The sequence below is a fragment of the Paenibacillus faecis genome (assembly GCF_008084145.1).
Taxonomy (GTDB): domain Bacteria; phylum Bacillota; class Bacilli; order Paenibacillales; family Paenibacillaceae; genus Fontibacillus; species Fontibacillus faecis.
Genome location: NZ_VSDO01000003.1, coordinates 566,775 through 586,156, shown reverse-complemented (window position 1 = coordinate 586,156; position 19,382 = coordinate 566,775). Strand labels below are relative to the sequence as shown.

The 19,382-nt window shown below is 52.0% G+C and carries 12 protein-coding genes; 6 read left to right on the top strand and 6 right to left on the bottom strand.

The genetic code is table 11. The features are described 5' to 3' along the window. Positions 1 to 64 precede the first annotated feature (64 nt). The 4 genes from FRY98_RS16065 to FRY98_RS16050 form a co-directional block, all read right to left on the bottom strand. Positions 65 to 973 carry a DUF4405 domain-containing protein gene (locus FRY98_RS16065; protein ID WP_148453742.1) on the bottom strand — a complete coding sequence of 303 codons (909 nt, stop codon included), beginning with the start codon at positions 971 to 973 and terminating at the stop codon, positions 65 to 67. Positions 974 to 1,145: 172 nt separating this feature from the next. Continuing rightward, positions 1,146 to 3,458 (bottom strand): bifunctional 2',3'-cyclic-nucleotide 2'-phosphodiesterase/3'-nucleotidase, encoded by a 2,313-nt coding sequence (locus FRY98_RS16060; protein ID WP_148453740.1) that lies wholly within the window; start codon positions 3,456 to 3,458, stop codon positions 1,146 to 1,148. Positions 3,459 to 5,195: 1,737 nt separating this feature from the next. Next, positions 5,196 to 7,763 (bottom strand): S-layer homology domain-containing protein, encoded by a 2,568-nt coding sequence (locus FRY98_RS16055; protein WP_148453738.1) that lies wholly within the window; start codon positions 7,761 to 7,763, stop codon positions 5,196 to 5,198. A gap of 159 nt (positions 7,764 to 7,922) precedes the next feature. Then, positions 7,923 to 11,510: a discoidin domain-containing protein gene (locus FRY98_RS16050; RefSeq protein ID WP_148453736.1), complete on the bottom strand. Its 3,588-nt coding sequence runs from the start codon at positions 11,508 to 11,510 to the stop codon at positions 7,923 to 7,925. Between the two features lie 472 nt (positions 11,511 to 11,982). Here FRY98_RS16050 and FRY98_RS16045 point away from each other — a divergent pair, with 472 nt between their 5' ends. The 5 genes from FRY98_RS16045 to FRY98_RS16025 all read left to right on the top strand — a co-directional run bounded on the left by FRY98_RS16045 (position 11,983) and on the right by FRY98_RS16025 (position 16,259). Beyond that, positions 11,983 to 12,315, top strand: a complete 333-nt coding sequence (locus FRY98_RS16045) for a nucleotide pyrophosphohydrolase (RefSeq protein ID WP_148453734.1) — start codon at positions 11,983 to 11,985, stop codon at positions 12,313 to 12,315. A 13-nt stretch (positions 12,316 to 12,328) separates the two neighbouring features. Then, on the top strand, positions 12,329 to 14,200 hold the full coding sequence (locus tag FRY98_RS16040) for a DUF2075 domain-containing protein (protein ID WP_148453732.1): 1,872 nt from the start codon (positions 12,329 to 12,331) through the stop codon (positions 14,198 to 14,200). Between the two features lie 371 nt (positions 14,201 to 14,571). Next, entirely contained in the window at positions 14,572 to 15,093 is a 522-nt protein-coding gene (locus FRY98_RS16035) for a hypothetical protein (RefSeq protein WP_148453730.1), read from the top strand. Positions 15,094 to 15,127: 34 nt separating this feature from the next. Then, the gene (locus tag FRY98_RS16030) at positions 15,128 to 15,685 is read left to right on the top strand and encodes a hypothetical protein (RefSeq protein ID WP_148453728.1); all 558 of its coding nucleotides are present in this window, start codon (positions 15,128 to 15,130) and stop codon (positions 15,683 to 15,685) included. 55 nt (positions 15,686 to 15,740) lie between these two features. Then, positions 15,741 to 16,259: a hypothetical protein gene (locus tag FRY98_RS16025; protein WP_148453725.1), complete on the top strand. Its 519-nt coding sequence runs from the start codon at positions 15,741 to 15,743 to the stop codon at positions 16,257 to 16,259. A gap of 572 nt (positions 16,260 to 16,831) precedes the next feature. Here FRY98_RS16025 and FRY98_RS16015 read toward each other — a convergent pair. Continuing rightward, positions 16,832 to 17,182, bottom strand: a complete 351-nt coding sequence (locus tag FRY98_RS16015; RefSeq protein ID WP_148453723.1) for a winged helix-turn-helix transcriptional regulator — start codon at positions 17,180 to 17,182, stop codon at positions 16,832 to 16,834. A 181-nt stretch (positions 17,183 to 17,363) separates the two neighbouring features. Between FRY98_RS16015 and FRY98_RS16010 the strand changes: the two genes are divergently transcribed. Next, positions 17,364 to 18,110 carry an SDR family NAD(P)-dependent oxidoreductase gene (locus FRY98_RS16010; RefSeq protein ID WP_148453721.1) on the top strand — a complete coding sequence of 249 codons (747 nt, stop codon included), beginning with the start codon at positions 17,364 to 17,366 and terminating at the stop codon, positions 18,108 to 18,110. Between the two features lie 307 nt (positions 18,111 to 18,417). Here FRY98_RS16010 and FRY98_RS16005 read toward each other — a convergent pair whose 3' ends face one another. Beyond that, the gene (locus FRY98_RS16005; protein ID WP_148453719.1) at positions 18,418 to 19,158 is read right to left on the bottom strand and encodes an SDR family NAD(P)-dependent oxidoreductase; all 741 of its coding nucleotides are present in this window, start codon (positions 19,156 to 19,158) and stop codon (positions 18,418 to 18,420) included. Positions 19,159 to 19,382: the final 224 nt, after the last annotated feature.

The window sequence follows — 19,382 nt, the reverse complement described above, 5'->3', positions numbered from 1 at the left end:
GGGATCCGTGATCTGACCATGAACTGGTGGCCGCGCATGGATCTTGTACTTTCTTCTGCATCCGTTACGCACCGGCCGGGCCCGCTTTTTGGAGGCGCTGCTTCTTCCTTGCGGCGTTCCGCTTTAGAAGCCATTGATCCAGGTAGTAAACGATGATAATAAACACAGACATGATACCGAGGTATTCACCGACGACGCCAAAAACGTTCGGCCCGGCGCCTCCGCCTCTACCCTCGAATCCGCCTTCGCGGCCGGCTCGGTCGAACCCGCCGTGTTCCCCCTTACTTTGCATGGAAGCGGCCGTCCCGAATCCTTCCGGCCGTCCGCCGTCCCGTCCGCCCGCGTGCACCGACGGGGTGGAGAAGCCGGCTACCTGGGCAACACCCCGCAAATGCATGGCGAAGTTCGAGGTATAGATTTGATAGCAGCCGAACACCAGCAGCGCGGCCGCGGCTAGCTTTGCGGCCATGGCGGGGAAGGGCTTTTTCATACGGTAGCGGACGATTTGCTGGAAGACGCCCACGACCCATTTCCAGTGCAAGCCGATATGCACCGCGACGAGGATCAGCACCAAGTAGGCGACGGACATGTGCGCGACTTTGAACCATGGCTCGTTGCCGACGCGAAGCGCGGGAAAGACGACCCTGGAAATAAAAAGCCCGCAGATGATTACAAAGGTCATGGACAACAACAGCACGAGATTCAACAAGTAACTGAACTTGGTCTTCAGCGGCAGCTTGCGGTCGAACAACTTCGACGTCACCCTGACGATCCATCTCCAATTGAGTCCCATATGGAGAAGAAAGGCCGCGGCAAAACCGATCCCCGCCATTTCATGAAACGTAAGTCCCCCGAGAACCTGCTTGTTAAAAAATAGCACAAACGTCAGCGCCATGATGAGATCCAAGCCGAATTTAAAATACGTGATGCTTTTTTTTCTGGTTTCTTTGCCTGCTCCGTTGGATGTTATCATTTGGACTTAATCCTCCCCGGTTGTAATGTAAGTGATGTGTTCCCTAAAAATACGCCGCTAACCTTAAGTGAATCTTAAACGCCCTGAGGTGTTGGGGGAGAGGTCGGACCAAGCGAAAATAACCCTGGCGCAGCTGCTTGGCTGCGCCAGGGTTCGTTAGTTCCGGCCTTTGTTATTTGGCCGGAATGAGGATATGCTGCCCGACACGGATGAGCTTCGGGTTGGCCAACTTGTTGTACTTGGCCAACTCCCGCCACGTCGTGTTGTGGTCGAGGGCGATCCGGTACAGGTTGTCGCCTTTTTTAACGACGTAGACCGTTTCTTTGGCCGCCCCCGGCGGCTGGGTCGGAGCCGGGTTGTTCGCCGGAGCGGCCGGTTCCGCTTTCGCGGCTTCCGGAGCGGGCTGCTCCGGCGTCGTCACCGGCGTCTCTGCCGGGTTCGGCTGCGGAGTCGCCGGCGACGCCGGCTGGGCCACCGGCTTGCTGCCGTCGGCCGTCACGCTCAGCTTGAACTTGGCGTAGCCGTCCTCGGTCGTTTCGAGGTACGTCAACTCGTTCTGCTTGGCGGCGAGCGACGCGTTACCGGCCATAGCGTCTTTGGCCGCCGGCGAAGTGGCGAACGTCACGTTCGCGCTGCCGAAGGGCGCCAGCGACCAGTTGCCGTCGGCGCTCGGGTTGATCGTGCCGTTCGAGCGGATATAGTCGATGACGACCTGCCGGTTTTCATCCGGCGAAGCGAGAATGATCCGTTTGCCGTCCGGATTGGCGAACTTGCTGGACGAGGCGCGGTAGTTGTTGCTCGCCACGACGAATTTTTGCGCCGGATCAATCGGTTTGCCCTCGTAGGACAGATTCACGATCCGGCTGGCCTTCTCGTTCAGCAGTCCGCCCTTGGCGTCGTATTTGGCGGGCTGTGTCACATCAATCTGATAAGTGACGCCATCGATGACATCGAAGTTATAGGTCGGGAAGTCGTAGTTGACCAAAGCCTGTTCTTGTGTGCCGGCGGGATCGATCCGATTAAACTGTCCTGCCGACCATTCCAGCCATTCCTTCAGCTCGGCTCCCGTGACCAGCACGGCGTTAACCGTGTTGGAGTACAGGTAGAGGTCGGCGACGTTCTTGATGGCGATGCTGCCGGCCGGAATATCCGTGTAATAGTTCGGGCCTTGGCGTCCGCCCGCTTTAAACGGGGCCCCCGCGGAAAGAACGGGAAGTCCTTCGTATTCGGTGCCTTGCAGATGCTGCTCCACGTACCATTTTTGCGCGTTCGTCACAATTTGAATGGACGGATCGTCCTGGATCAGGGCAAACCAGCTGTTGATCGGCGCGGTCGTTTTGCCGACCGGTCCCCGAACATATTCCAGCGTGGCCTCATGCTCTTTCTTCACCGCGTTCCAGATGCTTTGGTCCGCCTCGACCAAAGGGAGCTTTTTCGCGCTGTCGAAGATCGGTTTCACGGCAGCGGCGGAGTTTTTCACCGTCCACTTGCCGTCTTTTTGCTCCAGGGTTATGTCGATAATCCCCAGGTTATTTCCCCAATATCCGGGCTCCACGGCGGGCACGCCGTTAATGGTGCCCTTGGTCAGGTCAACGCCGGGCTTACCCTCAAAGGAAGCATCCGGGAACACCTTGTGCGCATGCCCGAATAAAATGGCGTCGATATCTTTGACCTTGCTGAGGTAGAGGACCGAGTTCTCCATTAGCGGGGTTTGCGGGATGTCTTCAAAGCCCGAATGCGGAACCGCGATGATCAGGTCGGCGCCCTCTTTTTTCATCTGAGGAACGAATTTCTCCGCCGTCTCCACAATATCTTTGGCAACGACCTTGCCCTCGAGCTTCGCTTTGTCCCACACCATAATTTGCGGCGGCACGAAGCCGATGATTCCGACCTTGAGTTTATGCTTGGCCCCGCTGTTGTCGGTGACTTCCTTGTCCAGAATCAGGTACGGGGTGAAGGCATTTTTGTCGTTGGCCGGGTTCCCGTCTTTGTCGTCTATGTAGACATTGGCGTTCACGTAAGGGAAATCCGAGCCTTCAAGCGATTGCTCCAGAAAATCGAGACCATAGTTGAACTCGTGGTTCCCCAAGTTGCCGGCATCGTAATCCAACAGGTTCATCGCCTTGAAGACGGGATGCGTTTCGCCTTCTTTCAACGTTTCTACCGTGGCGACGTAATCGCCCAGCGGGTTGCCCTGGATCAGGTCGCCGTTGTCGATGAGCAGACTGTTTTTGGCCTCGGTGCGGGCCTGCTTGATCAACGTTGCCGTCTTAGCCAAACCGTATTCGTCCGTAGGCTTATCCGCAAAATAATCATAATTGACCATGTTCACGTGCAGATCGGTGGTCTCCATAATTCGGAGCTCCACAGTGGGATTGGCGGTTCCTTCGGCGGCCGCCGCCGAAAAGGGCAGGGCGGTCAGGCTTGCCGCAAGAATGCCCAGGATCAGGATGCGCTTGGGTTTGCGGGGATTGTACAAGTTCATTCCTCCTTTAGAAGTGGGGGTGAGTAAGCTAGGGAGACTGGAAAATGTGTGCAATTTGTACTTCATAGTTTAAGGGAAGCGGTACGAGTTGTCATGCGCATTTTGGATCAGTTTTGCAGGGGAAGAGGGGGGGCGGAACGTTGGGATAACGGGAAAACCCCGGGCATTAACGGGGGGCCCTTGAGTGCCTTGATCTTCTGAGTGCGCTGCCCATGTTGTCCAGTCCCGTCGTCCTTTCGGCATCGTCCTTCCAAATTAACGGGATTTCCTCCCGTTAATTTGGCCCTATGGGTGTGGACTCGCCCAATTAGCTGGATTTTCTCCCGCTAATTCAGCCATTTTTGGCCGATTCGACCCTATTGCGGCAAATTAGCGGGACTTTTTCCAGGTAATTTTCGCTCCTGGCCATTTGCGCGTCATTTAACGGGAGGTTTTCCCGTTAAATCCGTTGCCTGGGCTCAGCAGGGCCCACCTCTGGCCAATCATGGCAACTATGGCCGACCATGGCCCAAGTGGGGCCAACCATGCCAACTATGGCCAACTATGGCCCAATCATGGCCCAATCATGGCCCAATCATGACCCAACCATGGCCCAATCATGGCCGTGTCCGACCCCAAGGTTAGGCCCAGGCCCTCGCCGAGACAAACACTGTCCAAGCTCAAACTTGCCTCTATCTTCTACCGTAACTAAACACCGCAGGCAGATCATATTACTCAACTAACTAATCCTTCACCCGAGTGCCTCAATCTTCTGAGTGCGCTGCCCATACTGCCCAGTCCCGTCGTCCTCTCGCATCGTCCTTCCAAATTAACGGGATTTCCTCCCGTTAATTTTGCCCCATGGGTAGGGTCTCACCCAATTAGCTGGATTTTCTCCCGCTAATTCAGCCTAGTTTGGCCGATCCGGCCCGATTGCGGCAAATTAGCGGGACTTTTTCCAGGTAATTTTCGCTCCTGGCCATTTGCGCGTCATTTAACGGGAGGTTTTCCCGTTAAATCCGTTGCCTGGGCTCAGCAGGGCTCACCTCTGGCCAATCATGGCAACCATGGCCGACCATGGCCCAAGTGGGGCCAACCATGCCAACTATGGCCAACTATGGCCAATCATGGCCCAACCATGGCCCAACCATGGCCCAATCATGGCCCAATCATGGCCGTGTCCGACCCCAAAGTTAGGCCCAGGACCTCGCCGAGACAAACACTGTCCAAGCTCAAACTTGCCTCTATCTTCTACCGTAACTAAACACCGCAGGCAGATCATATTACTCAACTAACTAATCCTTCACCCGAGTGCCTCGATCTTCTGAGTGCGCTGCCAATATTGTCCAGTCCCGTCGTCCTTCTGTATCGTCCTTCCAAATTAACAGGATTTCCTCCCGTTAATTTTGCCCCATGGGTAGGGTCTCGCCCAATTAGCTGGATTTTCTCCCGCTAATTCAGCCTATTCTGGCCGATCGGGCCCGATTGCGGCAAATTAGCGGGACTTTTTCCAGGTAATCCTCGCCCCCGGCCATTTGCGCGTTATTTAACGGGAGGTTTTCCCGTTAAATCTATTGCCTGGGCCCAGCCATGGTCAACCATAGCCCAACAGAGCCTATCGATAGCCTGTTCCACTGCTAATTCAGCCCAGGTTCGGCCACGCTTACCCGACCACGACAAATAAACGAACTTTTCCAGGTAATTCTCCCCGCAAGAAGTGATAAAGGGCTACCGATAAACGGTTAGCCCCATGATGAATTAAATCAGTCCTGATTTTTGCAGCAGGCGCTCGACAATGATGGCGACCTCGGCTCGGGTCACAGAGCTCTGCGGCGCCAATCTGCCATCAGCACGGCCTGTGATCAGCCCCGCCGCCAAGCTGTCCCGGATGCCGCTAAGCGCCCAAGAGGACACGTTCGCGGCATCGGGGAACGCGCTCAGCGCCGCAGAATGCTCGCCGGATTGACCGGGAAGTCGGTCCGCCAGGCCGGTCAGCTTCATCGCCTGTGCGATCATGGTCATAGCTTGCTCGCGCGTGATCTTGTCGGCCGGGCGGAACGAGCCGTCTTCGAAGCCGCCGATCAGGCCGAAGGCCGCCGCCGTATTGACCTCGCTGTAGTACCCATCGCTCGTGTTTATATCCGAAAACAGGGAGGTACCTTCCTTGAGCGGAAGCCCCAACGCCCGCGTGAGCATGACCGCAAACTCGGCGCGGCTGATCTGGTCGTTGGGCCGGAACAGCCCGGACTCGCCACCTGTAAGGATCAGCCGCGAACTCAGGTTTTCGATGGCTCCCTTGGCCCAATGATGCGTCGTATCGCTGAATCCGGCCGGCTGCCGGCGGGTCAATGCGTAGGTGTCGGTGGCCATGCCCGACAGTCTGGCGTAAGTTTGGCCCCCCGCCTCCATAAAGCGTGTCGCGATGGGGCGGGCCGTTCCGTCGGAGCCAAGCATCACGCCGGTTGTCGTCTTAGGCGTCTCACCGCCCGGGAGCGGGATGTCCCAGGTCAGGTAAGTACCGAATTCCCGGATGTCGACAACGGTTTGTTTATGGACGCCCCGGACCGCAAAATCCAGGGGAGGCGAAACCAGTTCCGAATCATGACGCGCTGCCGCCTGTTCCGACGATCGTGTCGTATCGGCAGGGGACTTGGCGACTTCAACTTGAATCTCCAGGTCCTGCATGGTCGGGTTCTGTCTGGACGATGTCATTTGCCGCAATAGACCGTCGAGATTGATTTCCCGCACCGGCAGCGTGAATGCCGCTTGGGGGGACTCCACCGTCAAAACGGCCTGCTTCTTCTGCAAAAAATCGGCCAACTGACCGTTGATTTCGCCGATCACCGCATCCGCATCTTCATTGACCGTGATCGTTACGGCCACGGAAGCGGAGGCTTGTTCCCCAACCGCCAGTCGTTCACGCAGTTTGCCGGAATCCAACACGGCCTTGGCGATCTTACGCCCATTGACCTCCGTGAGCGAGACGGACCCGATATCGGCGCTTTGGCCGTTGATTTTAAACGTGAACTCGGCCTTCGGTTTCGCCGGATCTTCCGGTTTTATCGGAGTCTGTGGGGATAACACGACTGAACCGCCGGAACCGCCTCCTGACGATCCGTCGCCGTCATGACCGCCCGGCGGTGTGGCCGGGAGAATCGTCACCTTGGCCGCCGAGCTTGTGGCTGATGCGGTTTGAACGCCGGTCACGCCCGGGTTCATGTTCGTAATCACCGCATAATAGTATGTGGTGCCGACCGTCTTATCCGGCGGCGTATACGACGAACCGGCCGCTCCCTCAATCGCGGTTCCGCCGGCCGTCTCGTTCTTGTCGCCCCGGTACCACTGGTAGCTAAGGGTTCCGCCGTCATATACGAGGGCGGTGACGCTTAAAGGCCGGGCGGAAGCGCCCAGGCGCAGCGTCTGGTCCAGCGGCTGCGAAACGACCGCCGGTGTCTCCGCGTCGACGTCCGGCGCGGCGGTCTTAACGCTGACGATATTGGACCGGCCCTCGTTGGCGCCGCCCGTGACGACCAGCCGGAAGTCATACGCCGTATCCGGGCTGAGGTCCGTCACCGTCGCGGATGTCGCATCCGCCGCTAGAGGAGCCGGTGTCGTCGTTGCCGCCGCCCAATCGTTCCGCCCTGCAAGGGACTGCTCGACCGCCATACCGGAAGCTCCCGGTACCGCCGCCCAGCTTAACGCGACCGTGGTCGCCGACGTGCCCGCCACGGCTAAACTGTCAATCGGCACGGGGGCTGCTCTGGTTACCGTCACGGTGTAGGCTTTCGCGGTATTGTCCGCCGCGGTTACCGTGATCGTCACGGAATTATCCCCGACCTGAAGCGGCACGTCCGCCGGATTGTCCGCCCCGCCGTTGATTTGGATCGAGGCCGTGTCATCCGCCGCGTCGGCGGAGACCGAAATGGACGGGATATCGTACGGGACGTTGGCCCGGTACGCTTCCACCGCCGGAACAAACACAGGGTCCAGGATTCCCGGATGGATGGCGAGGCTTTTCAAGGACGCATCGTTGCGGATTCGCAGTACCAGATGCAGTGTGGAGTCCTTTTGAATGTTATAGTCCGACAGGGTACGGCCATCCTCCAACTGCTTCCCGGCAAAAATCAGCCGCTGCTGGTCGACGGGAATGCCCTCTTTATCGGATATTTGCTGCTTCACCATTTCTATGGAGTCCGAAGGCTCCACATCCAGGGTTATGGTCTTGCCGGTCAAAGTCTTAACGTAAATGGCCATGGCAAACACCTGCTGCTGAAAAAGCAGCGCGACAACAAGCGTAACCGCCAATGAAGCAACCAGCTTCCTCACGAAAGTTCCCCTCTCTACCCATAGAATAATTTGGTAATATGCTCAATTATAATTCTTAGGTAGAAATAAATATAGAGTATAGAAAAGAAGGAATGGCGACCCGCGAGGATACCCTCTTGCACCGCTCATTCCTTCCTTAAGCCGCTGAAATTTCAGGGGTTACCAGTTATTCCCCGATACCCGAATAACGTTGAAATTCGGAGAACGGTCCTCGCCGTAGATGGCCCTGATGCCCGGATTGTTCACTTTCACGTTGGTAAAGCTCGCTTCGCCGACAACCGGGCCTTGGCCGTCCTCCGCTTTAACGACGAGTTTAATGCCGTAGCGGGTCGGGTTGTTAATCGTGATGTTCTCCAGGCGGACATTTTGCATCGGAAGGTTCTCCGGAGACTTGGACTGGAACATCAGTCCGAAGTACACCGGGTTATTGATGTCGACGTTCTTCACCAGAACGTTCTTGAAGTCCCTGTCGCCGCCGTGGAACCAGATGGCCCCGAAATTCTGGTAGTCGTTGATTTTGTCGTCGCCGCCGACACTGGTCCAGAAATCGCCGCCCGTGCGATCCAGTGTGACGCCATCGATGACGGTATCCTGGTCGCCGAAACCGAGCGTATTGTAGCCGAAGCTCAAGCTGCTGATGGTGACGCCCGGATAAGTCAGAGTATCCGCGCCATACAGATTCTGGAACAGGTTGTTTTGTCCGCCGTAGACCGCGAAGGCGGCTGCCCGTCTGACATTGGTGGCGGTGAGGTTGGTATACTTGTTGCCGACGTTATAGGAGCCGCCCGAATCAATGGCGCTGAACAACGCGAACGAATCGTCGCCGGTTCCCCGGGCATAGTTGTTGTCGATGATGTTGTAGGAGGAGCCGTTGGTCATGTTTATGCCGTCCGCAAACATGTTTTTGATCCGGTTGTTTTTGAACGTATTGTGCGAAGAGTTCACTCCCCAATAGAGGCAGACAAAATGTTCGGCCCAGACGTTCTCGATGGTGACGTTCTGCATGCCGTTTCCGTCAATGAACTTGCCGGGTCCGTCTTGCCGGTAGATATAGTTGCCCCAGGCGGACAGATCCTTGATGGTTGAACCGTTCGCGCCGGAGCCGATATTAAATCCGACATCGGTGTTCGTCTGGTCTTTCGGGGCGACGAGTCGGGTATGCCAAGGCCCCGCGCCGATGATCTCGGTTGCCCGGCCGTACAGGTATATTTTGGACGGGAGGGTCCATTCGCCGGCCGGGATGAAAATCCCCTTCTTGGCCGGATCTTGCCGGAACTCGTTCAGCGCCTGCTCGATGGATTTGGCGGCCGAAACCTGGACATATTTGCCCGGGTCCGGATTCGCGGCGGGCGGTGCGACGTTTTCGGTCTCGATCATATCCACATAGATCCAGGGAACGTCTCCGGCATCTTTTTGAATGCGGATTTTGGTCCCCGCCGGATAGACTTGATCCAGCAGCAGCTGCGAATCCTCGTAGAGCCAGTAGGCCTTGGAGCCCGAATTGTCATAGCCGAGCCGCCCGAGCGTCGAAGGTGTCGCGTATACGTAGGAAAACTTGGAGGTCACGGTAAAGTTGCCTTTATCTACGCCGTTCGCGTAAATGCTGACCGTACCGGTGGTATTCTCGGCCACGGCGTTGCGGAGAACGAACGCGTTGGCCGGCGAGGTCAGCGTGAACTCCACGTATTCTCCGGCGGCGTCCAGATAGACGGCGGAGCGTCCGGAAGCCTCACCGGCAAAATCGCCCGGCGTAAAGTTCGGAGCCAGCTTCGTCCCGTTGGTGCCGTTCCCCGGGGCTTCGGCTTCGAGGATGGTGAACGGCATGTTGGCGCCCCGCCCGGAATACAAGCTGGACGTGCTGACGTTGTTGGCCCGCTTGGCGACCACTTCGTTCGCATCGGCTGCGACTGTCGTCGTTACCGTGTAGCTGCCGTTGGCGGCCGTCCACGTCCCGACGGTGACGTTGGCCGACGCTCCCGCCGCCAAAACGCCGTTGTGGGATCCGGTAAACGATTTAATGGTGGAGCCCGCCGCGTTTTTCAGCACAACCGTTATGTCGTGGTCTCCGTCGGCGGAAGCGATCGTTCCCTGGTTTTTGAGGTTCACGGTGAAGGTTACGGTATCGCCCGCGCTGGGATTGCTTGGCGTCCACGAGGCCGTTCCGATCAAGTCGGAGCTTTGAACCTGGCCGATGACCAATGGGGAAGGATGAGTGTAGCTGTTGTTTGCCTCGTTGCTCTCAATGACTTTATTGTCTTCATCCACTTTGGCGGTTACGGCATAGGAGCCGGCCTCTTTCGGATCTAGGGTCGCGGAGACCTCCGCCGCGGTATTGGCGGCTAGCGCGCCTACGGAAGCGGTCCCGATGCGAGCGTCTCCCAGGTAGAAATTCACGCTCGTCGCGGTAGAGGCCACGGAGCCGCTATTCCGGACGGTGGCGTTAAGCGTAACGGCGTGGGATTCGTCCGGGGAAGCCGGCGACCAGGAAATATTCGTGACCGTCAAGTCGGGATTGGGGGCCGTTGTACCGATGACCTGGAACTCGGCCACTTGGCCGCCGGGCGCCCCGGAGTTGGCCGTAAACCGGAGCTGTACGCGGCTCACCGTAGCGTTCACGGGAATCGTCACCGTATTTTGCAAAGCCGGGTTGAATGTATAGGAAGCAGGGGAGACCAGATTCGCAAATGTCGTGGAATTTTGGTCGTGCCCGAGCACCTGGATCGTCTGCGTCCGCGTGGCCCATTCGCTGGCCGGATTCAGCTTAAGGACGACCGCCGTGATGTCGGCATTGGCTCCGAGATCCACGGTGAGGGTGCTCGGATGGCCGTTTCCTTCCCAATAAGTGCTCGTATCGTTATCGTTGGCATTGGCCGCCACATAGGTGAACGTCGAAGAGGAGGCCGTCATCGGCTTGCCGAGGGCCAGGTTGGTCCCGTTGTCGCCGCCCGAGCCGGTCCGGGTGACGGTCTGGCTTGGCTGGGAGGCGTTACCCGCGGCGTCCTTGGCGACAACGTAATACGTTACCGTTGCTTCGGCCGGTTGCGGGTCGGTATACTGAAGCGTCGATCCATCTACGTTCCCGCGAAGCTGGTTATTCGCGTAAATGTCGTATCCGGCGACGCCGACATTATCGGTCGCCGCGTCCCAGGTGAGGCGGATCGTATCCGGGGTGGGCTGCGTATAGGCCAGGTTTGCCGGAGCGGTCGGCGGCTCGTTATCGGCGCCGCTGCCGTTCCCGTAGACTTCCAGCTCGGAAACTTGCGCGGCCGGCCAGGCGGTATTGGCCGTCACGTGGATTCTCACATAACGAGCGCTGGCTGCGGCAAAGCCGATCGACACTTTATTCCCGGCGTTCGGATCGAACGTATAGCTGGCCGGGGCTTTGAGGTCCGAGAAGCTCGAGCCGTCCGCGCTCCCTTGCACGGACAAGGTCTGCGACCGGCTCTCCCAGCCGGAAGGCAGCTTCAGTACGACTTGGTCGATCTGAGCCGCGCTGCCGAGGTCGACCTGAACCCACTGCGGGAAGGCATGATTGGTGCTCTCCCAATACGTCTCGGGGTTACCGTCCGTCACGTTGGAAACAACATAAACATCGGCATGGCCGGAGGCCGTCGCCGTTTTCCCCGCGGCCAGATTCGGCCCTCCCGCGGCATGGGCAGGATAGGGAAATCCGAGGGGGGCGAAGAACGTTCCTGCGATCAGGGACAGCAGGCAAATCCAGGCGGCGACGCGTCTTTGGCTTTTCACGAGTTTCAATCTCCCTTCATATTAAGGTTTCCTCGAGTTCTTTACATCTGGCGGCAGGTCCGTGGAGCCCGTTACTCCTGACGATTAAGGTGTTGTCGGCAAAAAAATGTAAGCGGTGTCATATTTGTCCGCATTCCTCCTTTTCATACGGTTGATATGGATCGCAAGGAGATCATAAACAGGAATTAATGCCAAATAAAGGGGTAATTCTATGGTTTTTATGTGCGAGTCTATGGAGATTTGAGGAGTGGGGGGATCCTTTTAAAAGAATCTGTGGTCGGTGGCATTGGTCGATTTGACGAATCCCGCGTTCCGTAATAAGTTGGGAGTAGGCATATTTAACCAGGGGCCAAAGCATGGCCACATCAAGAAACGACAAGAGGCGGGCCCCGAATCAAGGGGGAGGACCGTCTCTTTTTAGCGTGGGACGAGCACGGCTCAAACTCTATTACGGAATGATAGGAGCACGAACATGAATGAAGAGCTGATCAAGATGCTGCTCGCTTTTCGGGAAGAGCGGAACTGGGGGCAATTTCATAATCCGAAGGATTTGGCGATCTCGCTAAGTCTGGAGGCCTCCGAGCTGCTGGAGAATTTTCAGTGGAAATCATCCGAAGAGGGTGTGACGCAGAAAAAGCAGGAAATTGCCGACGAACTGGCCGACGTGCTGATCTACGCGGTTTATTTGGCCGACGCGCTGGACCTCAATATCGAGGAGATCATTCGGAACAAAATGCGGCGGAATGGCGCCAAGTATCCAGTGGACAAGGCCTTCGGAAAAATGACTAAATACACCGAGCTATAGGAGTGCTGGCAGCATGATTATTTATAGCAGTAATGCTTTGAAGTTTCGGGAAACGGTGGACAACAACCAGATTACCGTGGAAATCGAGAAGGCATTTATCAATAAGATGGGGATGAAACCCAGTCCCGGCGAAAAAAGAGCGTGGAACAATTCCATGCAATTTATGGAACGTGTGATCCGAAACTCCAACATTGCCGACGATTGCGGCATTATGATCGAATACAACATCCCGGCGACCAGCAAGCGGATCGATTTCATCGTGGCGGGGCAGGACATGGAGGGCCGGGATAATTTTGTGATCGTGGAGTTGAAGCAGTGGGACGCGGCCCGGGCAACCGATCGGGAGGACATCGTCGTCGCTTATATCAACGGCAGGCAGCGGGAAATCCCGCATCCGTCTTACCAAGCGTGGTCCTATCGCCAATTCCTGGACGAGATGAACGAGGCGGTTCATAACAGCGATCTTAAGAGTTACTCCTGCGCTTATTTGCACAACTACCGCGTACCGGAGCCGGACCCGTTAAAGAGCGAACGCTATCAAGACATCATCCGGGAAGCGCCGCTTTTTATGGCGGACGATACGGCGAAGCTGCAGGAGTTTTTGCACAGACACGTAGGTAAAGGAAACGGCATCAATCTGCTTTATCTCATCGAAAACGGAAAAATCCGTCCGTCCAAAAAACTGATCGACCACGTGGACGGTCTGTTCAAAGGAAACGCCGAGTTTATTCTGTTGGATGAGCAGAAGGTGGCTTACGAGACGATTATCAGTTTGACGAAGGATACGGATCGTAAGAAAACGATCATTATCAAAGGCGGGCCGGGCACCGGAAAATCCGTCATCTCCATGAACGCGCTGGGCGGGTTGCTGAAGCAGAAGCTGAACGCCAAGTTTATCGCCCCGAACGCCTCCTTCCGAACCGTCATGGTGGAGACGTTGGCGAAGCAGCAGCCGAAGGACAAAGCTAGAGTGCGCGGATTGTTCGCGGGTTCCGGCCAATTTGTCGATACCCCGGAAAATTTCTATGACGTCCTGGTTGTCGATGAAGCCCATCGCTTGAAAGGAAAAGGGGCCTACCAGTACCGTGGCGTCAATCAAATTGAAGATATTATCAAGGCTTCGAAGGTCAACGTTTTTTTCATCGATGATTTTCAGCGGATTCGGCCGGACGACATCGGCTCCGTAGCCGAAATCAAGCGGATTGCGGGAGTTTGCGGCTCGGAGATTCACGAATATACGCTGTCGGCCCAGTTCCGCTGCTCGGGAGCCGAAGGCTTCATCAACTGGATCGATCACGTGCTGCAAATCCGCCCGACGGCCAACTTCAACGGTTGGGACCGGGACACTTTTGAATTCAAGTTGTTCGACACACCGAATGCCGTTTATGAGGAGATCAAGGCGAAAGTAGCAGCCGGACACAAAGCGCGGATGCTCGCCGGGTTCGCCTGGGATTGGACCAAAGACACCGAAGGCAACCGCAACGGTGAAGTCGCGGATGTCACCATCCCGGAACACGGGTTCCAAATGCCTTGGAACGGCCGCTCCATCTCCAGCACCTGGGCCATCCACGAGGCCGGCGTCGAGCAAATCGGCTGCGTCCACACCTCGCAAGGCCTGGAATTCGACTACGTCGGCGTCATCATCGGCAACGATCTGAAATACGATCCCGAGAAGATGGAACTCTACGCTGATTACAACGAGTACAAGGACACCATGGGCAAAAGAGGCCTGAAAAACAACAGCGCCGAGCTCACCAAGCTGATCAAAAACATCTACAAGGTGCTGATCTCCCGAGGGATGAAGGGATGTTACTTGTACTGCCGGAACCCGGAGTTGAGGGAGTATTTGGAAGGACAGTTGAATAGAGTGATAAAGAACTTCTAAACCTTGTGTATCCGAAGGCGCGGCAATCTTGCTGTTTTCTGCCGAATACCCAAACCATCAGCCTTTTAGAGAAGGAGGGTGGTTTTCTTTTGCCAGATGTCAAAAGCCGTGGATGGTTAAATTGTTTGTTATTGCTATTTATTGCAGGGCTTCGCTTGTTTAAAAAAACAGGTGAGCGGCTATATAAGTTGTTTTTCAAAAAAACAAAATTTGTCGAATAATTGATTCTTTTCTACTAAAAAAAAGCACTCATTTTCGACAAATACCATTAATTTACTATGTTATAATATATTTGTGTTATTTAGAATATTATTCAAGGAGGGCTGTTGGTACCAAGGAAATAAAGCCAAATTTTTTAAGGAGGTTTAAACATGTTGATTAAAATTAAGAATGAGCTGAAGTTTAAGAACATACTTGCCTATGTATTGGCGGTACTTTCTGCAGCACTTATTTCATCTTTATTATATGTTAATAATGCTTATGCTGATTTACAGGGTATATTTTATCCTGACTCTAAAAAGAGTACTTATGGTACTGCAAATAATGGTACAGGTTATACTGATGATTTGGCTTATTCTTATTGGAGATCAGAAACTGCACAAGGAAACAGTGATACACCTTCTACACTAAGATTTTTCAATGTCAAAACAAGCAATGGCAGTAGTAAACCATCTGGCGCTCAATTTGGGGTTTATAAAATAGTAGACCTAAAGGAAAAGAGATTCTTGGATTGGTATACTAAAAGTATTGATACTCAACTTTCAGTAAATATGGACTATACAGCTGATATGGGAAGTCTTTATACAGAAATGACTGTCTACGCCGACCCTAAAGGTATTGATGGAGCTCAAATGAATGTTAGATATGATAGATATGCATATACGACCAGATAATGAAAATTTTAAACAAGAGGAGTTGTGAATGTTAATGAATATTAAACGTTATTCAATTACTCTCATTTCTGTTCTTTTGCTTACAGCAGTATTTGGGACAGCTTTAGCATCTCCTGATATTAATACTAATCAAGATACTATTACAGAAGGCCAAGCTATTACCACAGCAGCGGAAATAGTTGATCTAGAGAATGCAGAAATACTAATGGATAATATTGATCTTCATCTGCCAACAGTTTTACCTGATAACTTTCAACAAGAGAGCGTTATCTATAATGAACCACCCGCAATAATTAATAATTCACTTCGCAATCTTAATGAAGACTCTGTAAAAGAAGTAACTATAAGGTATAGAGATCAGTCTGACGCTACCAAATGGATAGATTATACTACTAAAGAAATGGAAATCGAACTTATTGACGAGAATGTTCAACAAATTGAAATTAATGGAGTTCAAGGCCAGTTCTTAGAAAGCAAGGAGAAGGGAATAAAAGTATATAATTGGTTTTCAAATGGAGCGAGCCATTTTGTTATTGCAAAGGACGGAATTGATGAATCACAAATTTTGAGCTTTATAAATTCAATAAAATAGTAGCAGATTATCAGGGCCTTTTTAGGGTCCTGATATTGCTTAATAAGGAGGATCCATGAAAGTAAAAATTATGGTTGTTGTTTTATTATTATTTACGATTTTAGGCTGCTCTTCAGAAGGCAGTCTTTCAAAAACTAATGACACTATAAAAAAATATATGGATTCTGTAGAAGTACCTGTGATTAAGGGATTGGAAGTAAAGGAAGTATTGCTCAACCTTGATAAAGAAACGAAAGAAGGGCTTAGAAATACAATTATTATTACGTACACGGATGAGAAAGGAAAACTTATTGAGAATGTAGAAACTGATTCTAGTGTTTCAGTACTTTATGGTCCTTATGATGGGGAAAAAGTATTAACATTATCCATAAGCAAAGTTGAAGTTGAACACGCAAATGACATGCAAAGTAAAAACATAAATAACCTTGAGCTATCTTATACACAAGTTCAAGATAATTTACTGATGTATACACGTCACAATGGACTTTCCTACAGCTACGAGGGTCGTATAACCAATAAGTATACGGAAGATCAACATTTTGAGATGTTTACACAAGCGGTAGCCAGCAAATAGCATTACAAACCCATTTGAATCATTCGCTTAACAGTAGCGGTGAAGTAGCAGACGTGACCATCCCAGGGCACTTTTGAAATGCCCTGAACCTGGCCGTTCCATCTCCCGGGATGTTATTTGTACTGCCGGAACCCGGAGTTGAGTAGAGTGCTAAGTAATTTCTAAACCTCATAGTACCCGAAGGCGCGGCAATCTTGAGTTTTTCTATCGAATACCCAAACCATCAGCCTTTTTAGAGAAGGAGGGTGGTTTTCTTTTTTTCTTTTGCCAGATGTCAGAAAGCCATGGATGGCTCCGTAAGTAGAAAAATTAATTTGCTCCAAAAACAAGTTAAAGTGTATCTCCTCGTTTGTTTGGTTTACTAATTGCCGCATGGCTTCACTGGTTTTGAAAAAATTATTCTCATGACAAAGCCCATAAAGTAAATAGCCGTCTATGGAGATAGTCTCCCCGTAAAAATGAGCTGGGCGAATCCTCCCAACTCTCCACACTTCACGTGGGATGCGGACACGACACCAATCCAAAAGCGGCTTTGTTGACTTATTTCATCCATTCCAGACTTAGTTGGATAATCAAAATTCATTATTAAGAATTTGAAACTCTCCTTCAGCGAATGTTTTATCCGCATAACCGTCACCCCATTGACAAAGCGCTCTTAGAATCGGCTCAAGCGATTGCCCAAGCTCTGTGGTCGAATATTCGACCTTCGGAGGGACCTGATTGAACATTTTCCTGCTGACAAGTCCATCAGCTTCCAATTCTCTGAGGGTTTGGATAAGCATTTTTTGAGTGATACCATGCACAAGTTGCTTTAACTCGCTCGTTCGTTTCGGACCTTTCATCAAATAGTATAAAACTAGCCCTTTCCATTTCCCCCCAATTACCTCCAGGGTAACTTCAAGGTTACAATAATAAACTTTCATGTTGTATATCTCCCTTCAATTACAATTATTACTTTTTAGTTACTATGTAACAAAAAAGTGGGTACTTATATTATGGTTACTTTTATTACATAATATCAGTTATGAGATGTACTGAACAGTTGTTTGATGACAAAACGACGGACAGACATACTTAAAGCACCTTTAAAAGGAGAGTCATAACATGGGAAAGTTTAATGGGAAAGTGGCAGTTGTAACAGGAGGCACTAGCGGTATTGGGCTTGTAACGGCACAACAGTTTGCTAAAGAAGGGGCGCATGTTTATATCACGGGGCGCAGACAAAGTGAGCTTGACGCGGCTGTGAAGCTGATTGGAGATAATGTAACTGGTATTCAAGGCGACGTTTCCAATCTGGCGGATTTGGACCGGCTGTATAAAGCAGTGAAGCAAGAGAAAGGTCATTTGGACATTCTTTTTGCTAATGCTGGAGTGGGGTCATTTCTTCCGTTGGATGAAATTACGGAGGAGCATTATTACAAAACCTTCGATGTTAATGTAAAAGGAACGATATTCACAGTTCAAAAGGCATTACCCTTGTTTCCGAACAATGTAGGTTCGATTATCCTGACTGGGTCTATGGCAGGTTCAATGGGAATGCCGGCATTCAGTATCTACAGCGCTACAAAAGCGGCAATCAGACAACTAATTCGCAACTGGATTCTTGATTTAAAGGGAACTCAAATTCGTGTTAATGTGGTTAGCCCTGGAACGATTATTACACCGGCTTATGATGAATTATTCGGAGCTGAGCTCGATAATGCTATGGAGTATGCCAAGTCTACAACGCCGTTAGGTAGAGTGGGGACATCTGAAGAAATTGCAAAAGCAGTTATGTTCCTAGCTTCCAATGAAAGTAGTTATATCACAGGGACCGAATTGTTCGTGGATGGCGGAGCTGCACAAATTTAGTTCGGAAGATATACCACTATGAAATAAAACGGGATCCTTGCTATTATAGGTTGTCGGGGAATGAGACAATGTTCTGTCATTTAAGGGATCAAGTTCATGACATCCGACAAAAACTGTCGGTTGTCATGAACATTGTCCGAATGAAGTCCGCGTAAACCGCGGGCTTTTTTAATTATCGGCTCAAGTTCTTGTCATCCAATCAACTATGTTGAAGAAAAACAAGAATATGAGGAGGATGATGCGATGGACCAACATCATTGCAAAGCTGTTTCAAGCAGCTTACTACTTCGTGCCCTGTTTTTTACCCCTATCTTAAATATCCTCCATTGTTGATGTCGAAGGTCGCCCCCGTATAGTGCTTGGATTTATCGGACAACAAGAAAACTACGGTATCGGCCACATCCTCCGGCAATACGGGCGTGTCGATAAGCTGGTGGCTTAGGTACTCTTTTTTTCTCCAATCGGGGATCGTCTCCATCATGGGGGTGCTAACCATTGTAGGAGCGACCGCGTTCACTCGAAGGTAGGGGGCGAAGTTCATGGCGCAGCTTTTCGTTAAGCCGAGAATGGCGGCTTTGGATAATCCGTAGATGGCATCCGAACTGCCTTCCATACCGGATACGGAAGACATATTAACGATGGCGCCTTTGCGCTGGCTTTGGATCATTTTTTTGCCGAACAATTGGGAAAAATAAATGTACCCCTTCACATTGATATCGAGGACTTTGTCAATTTCATGTTCCTGATAGTCCAGTATACTTTTCGCCAAATAGATCCCCGCATTGTTGACCAGGCTATCTACGTCGCTGTGCTCCTCTTCCACATAGGCGAAGAATCTAGCGACTTCTTCATACTTGCTTACATCCAGCTGATGGGTATACAGACGATTTCGTGCATGCTCATCGACCGCCTCTTTTAAATGCTGCAGGGATGACTCGTTGATGTCGCAAGCGAGGACCGCCGCCCCTTCCTGCAAGCACTGCTTGACGATTTCTTTGCCGATTCCCGATGCCGCCCCCGTTACGATGACCTTGTTATGTTTCAGCATTTCGAGCACTCCTTTTCCTAGAAAAAAATGATTCTATCCCGCCTACCACTTAGTTCGTTCTTGCTCTACCAAAAACCTGTTTATCTGTTTATACTCATGCAGAGCGTACAGAATTAAATAAAAACAAACGTTTGCACGGTGAAGTATATTTAAAATTTTACTCTTTCTGAAAAAATCAGAAAATTTCTGAAAAACGTATTTATTTTTGGAATTTTCTGTGCTAT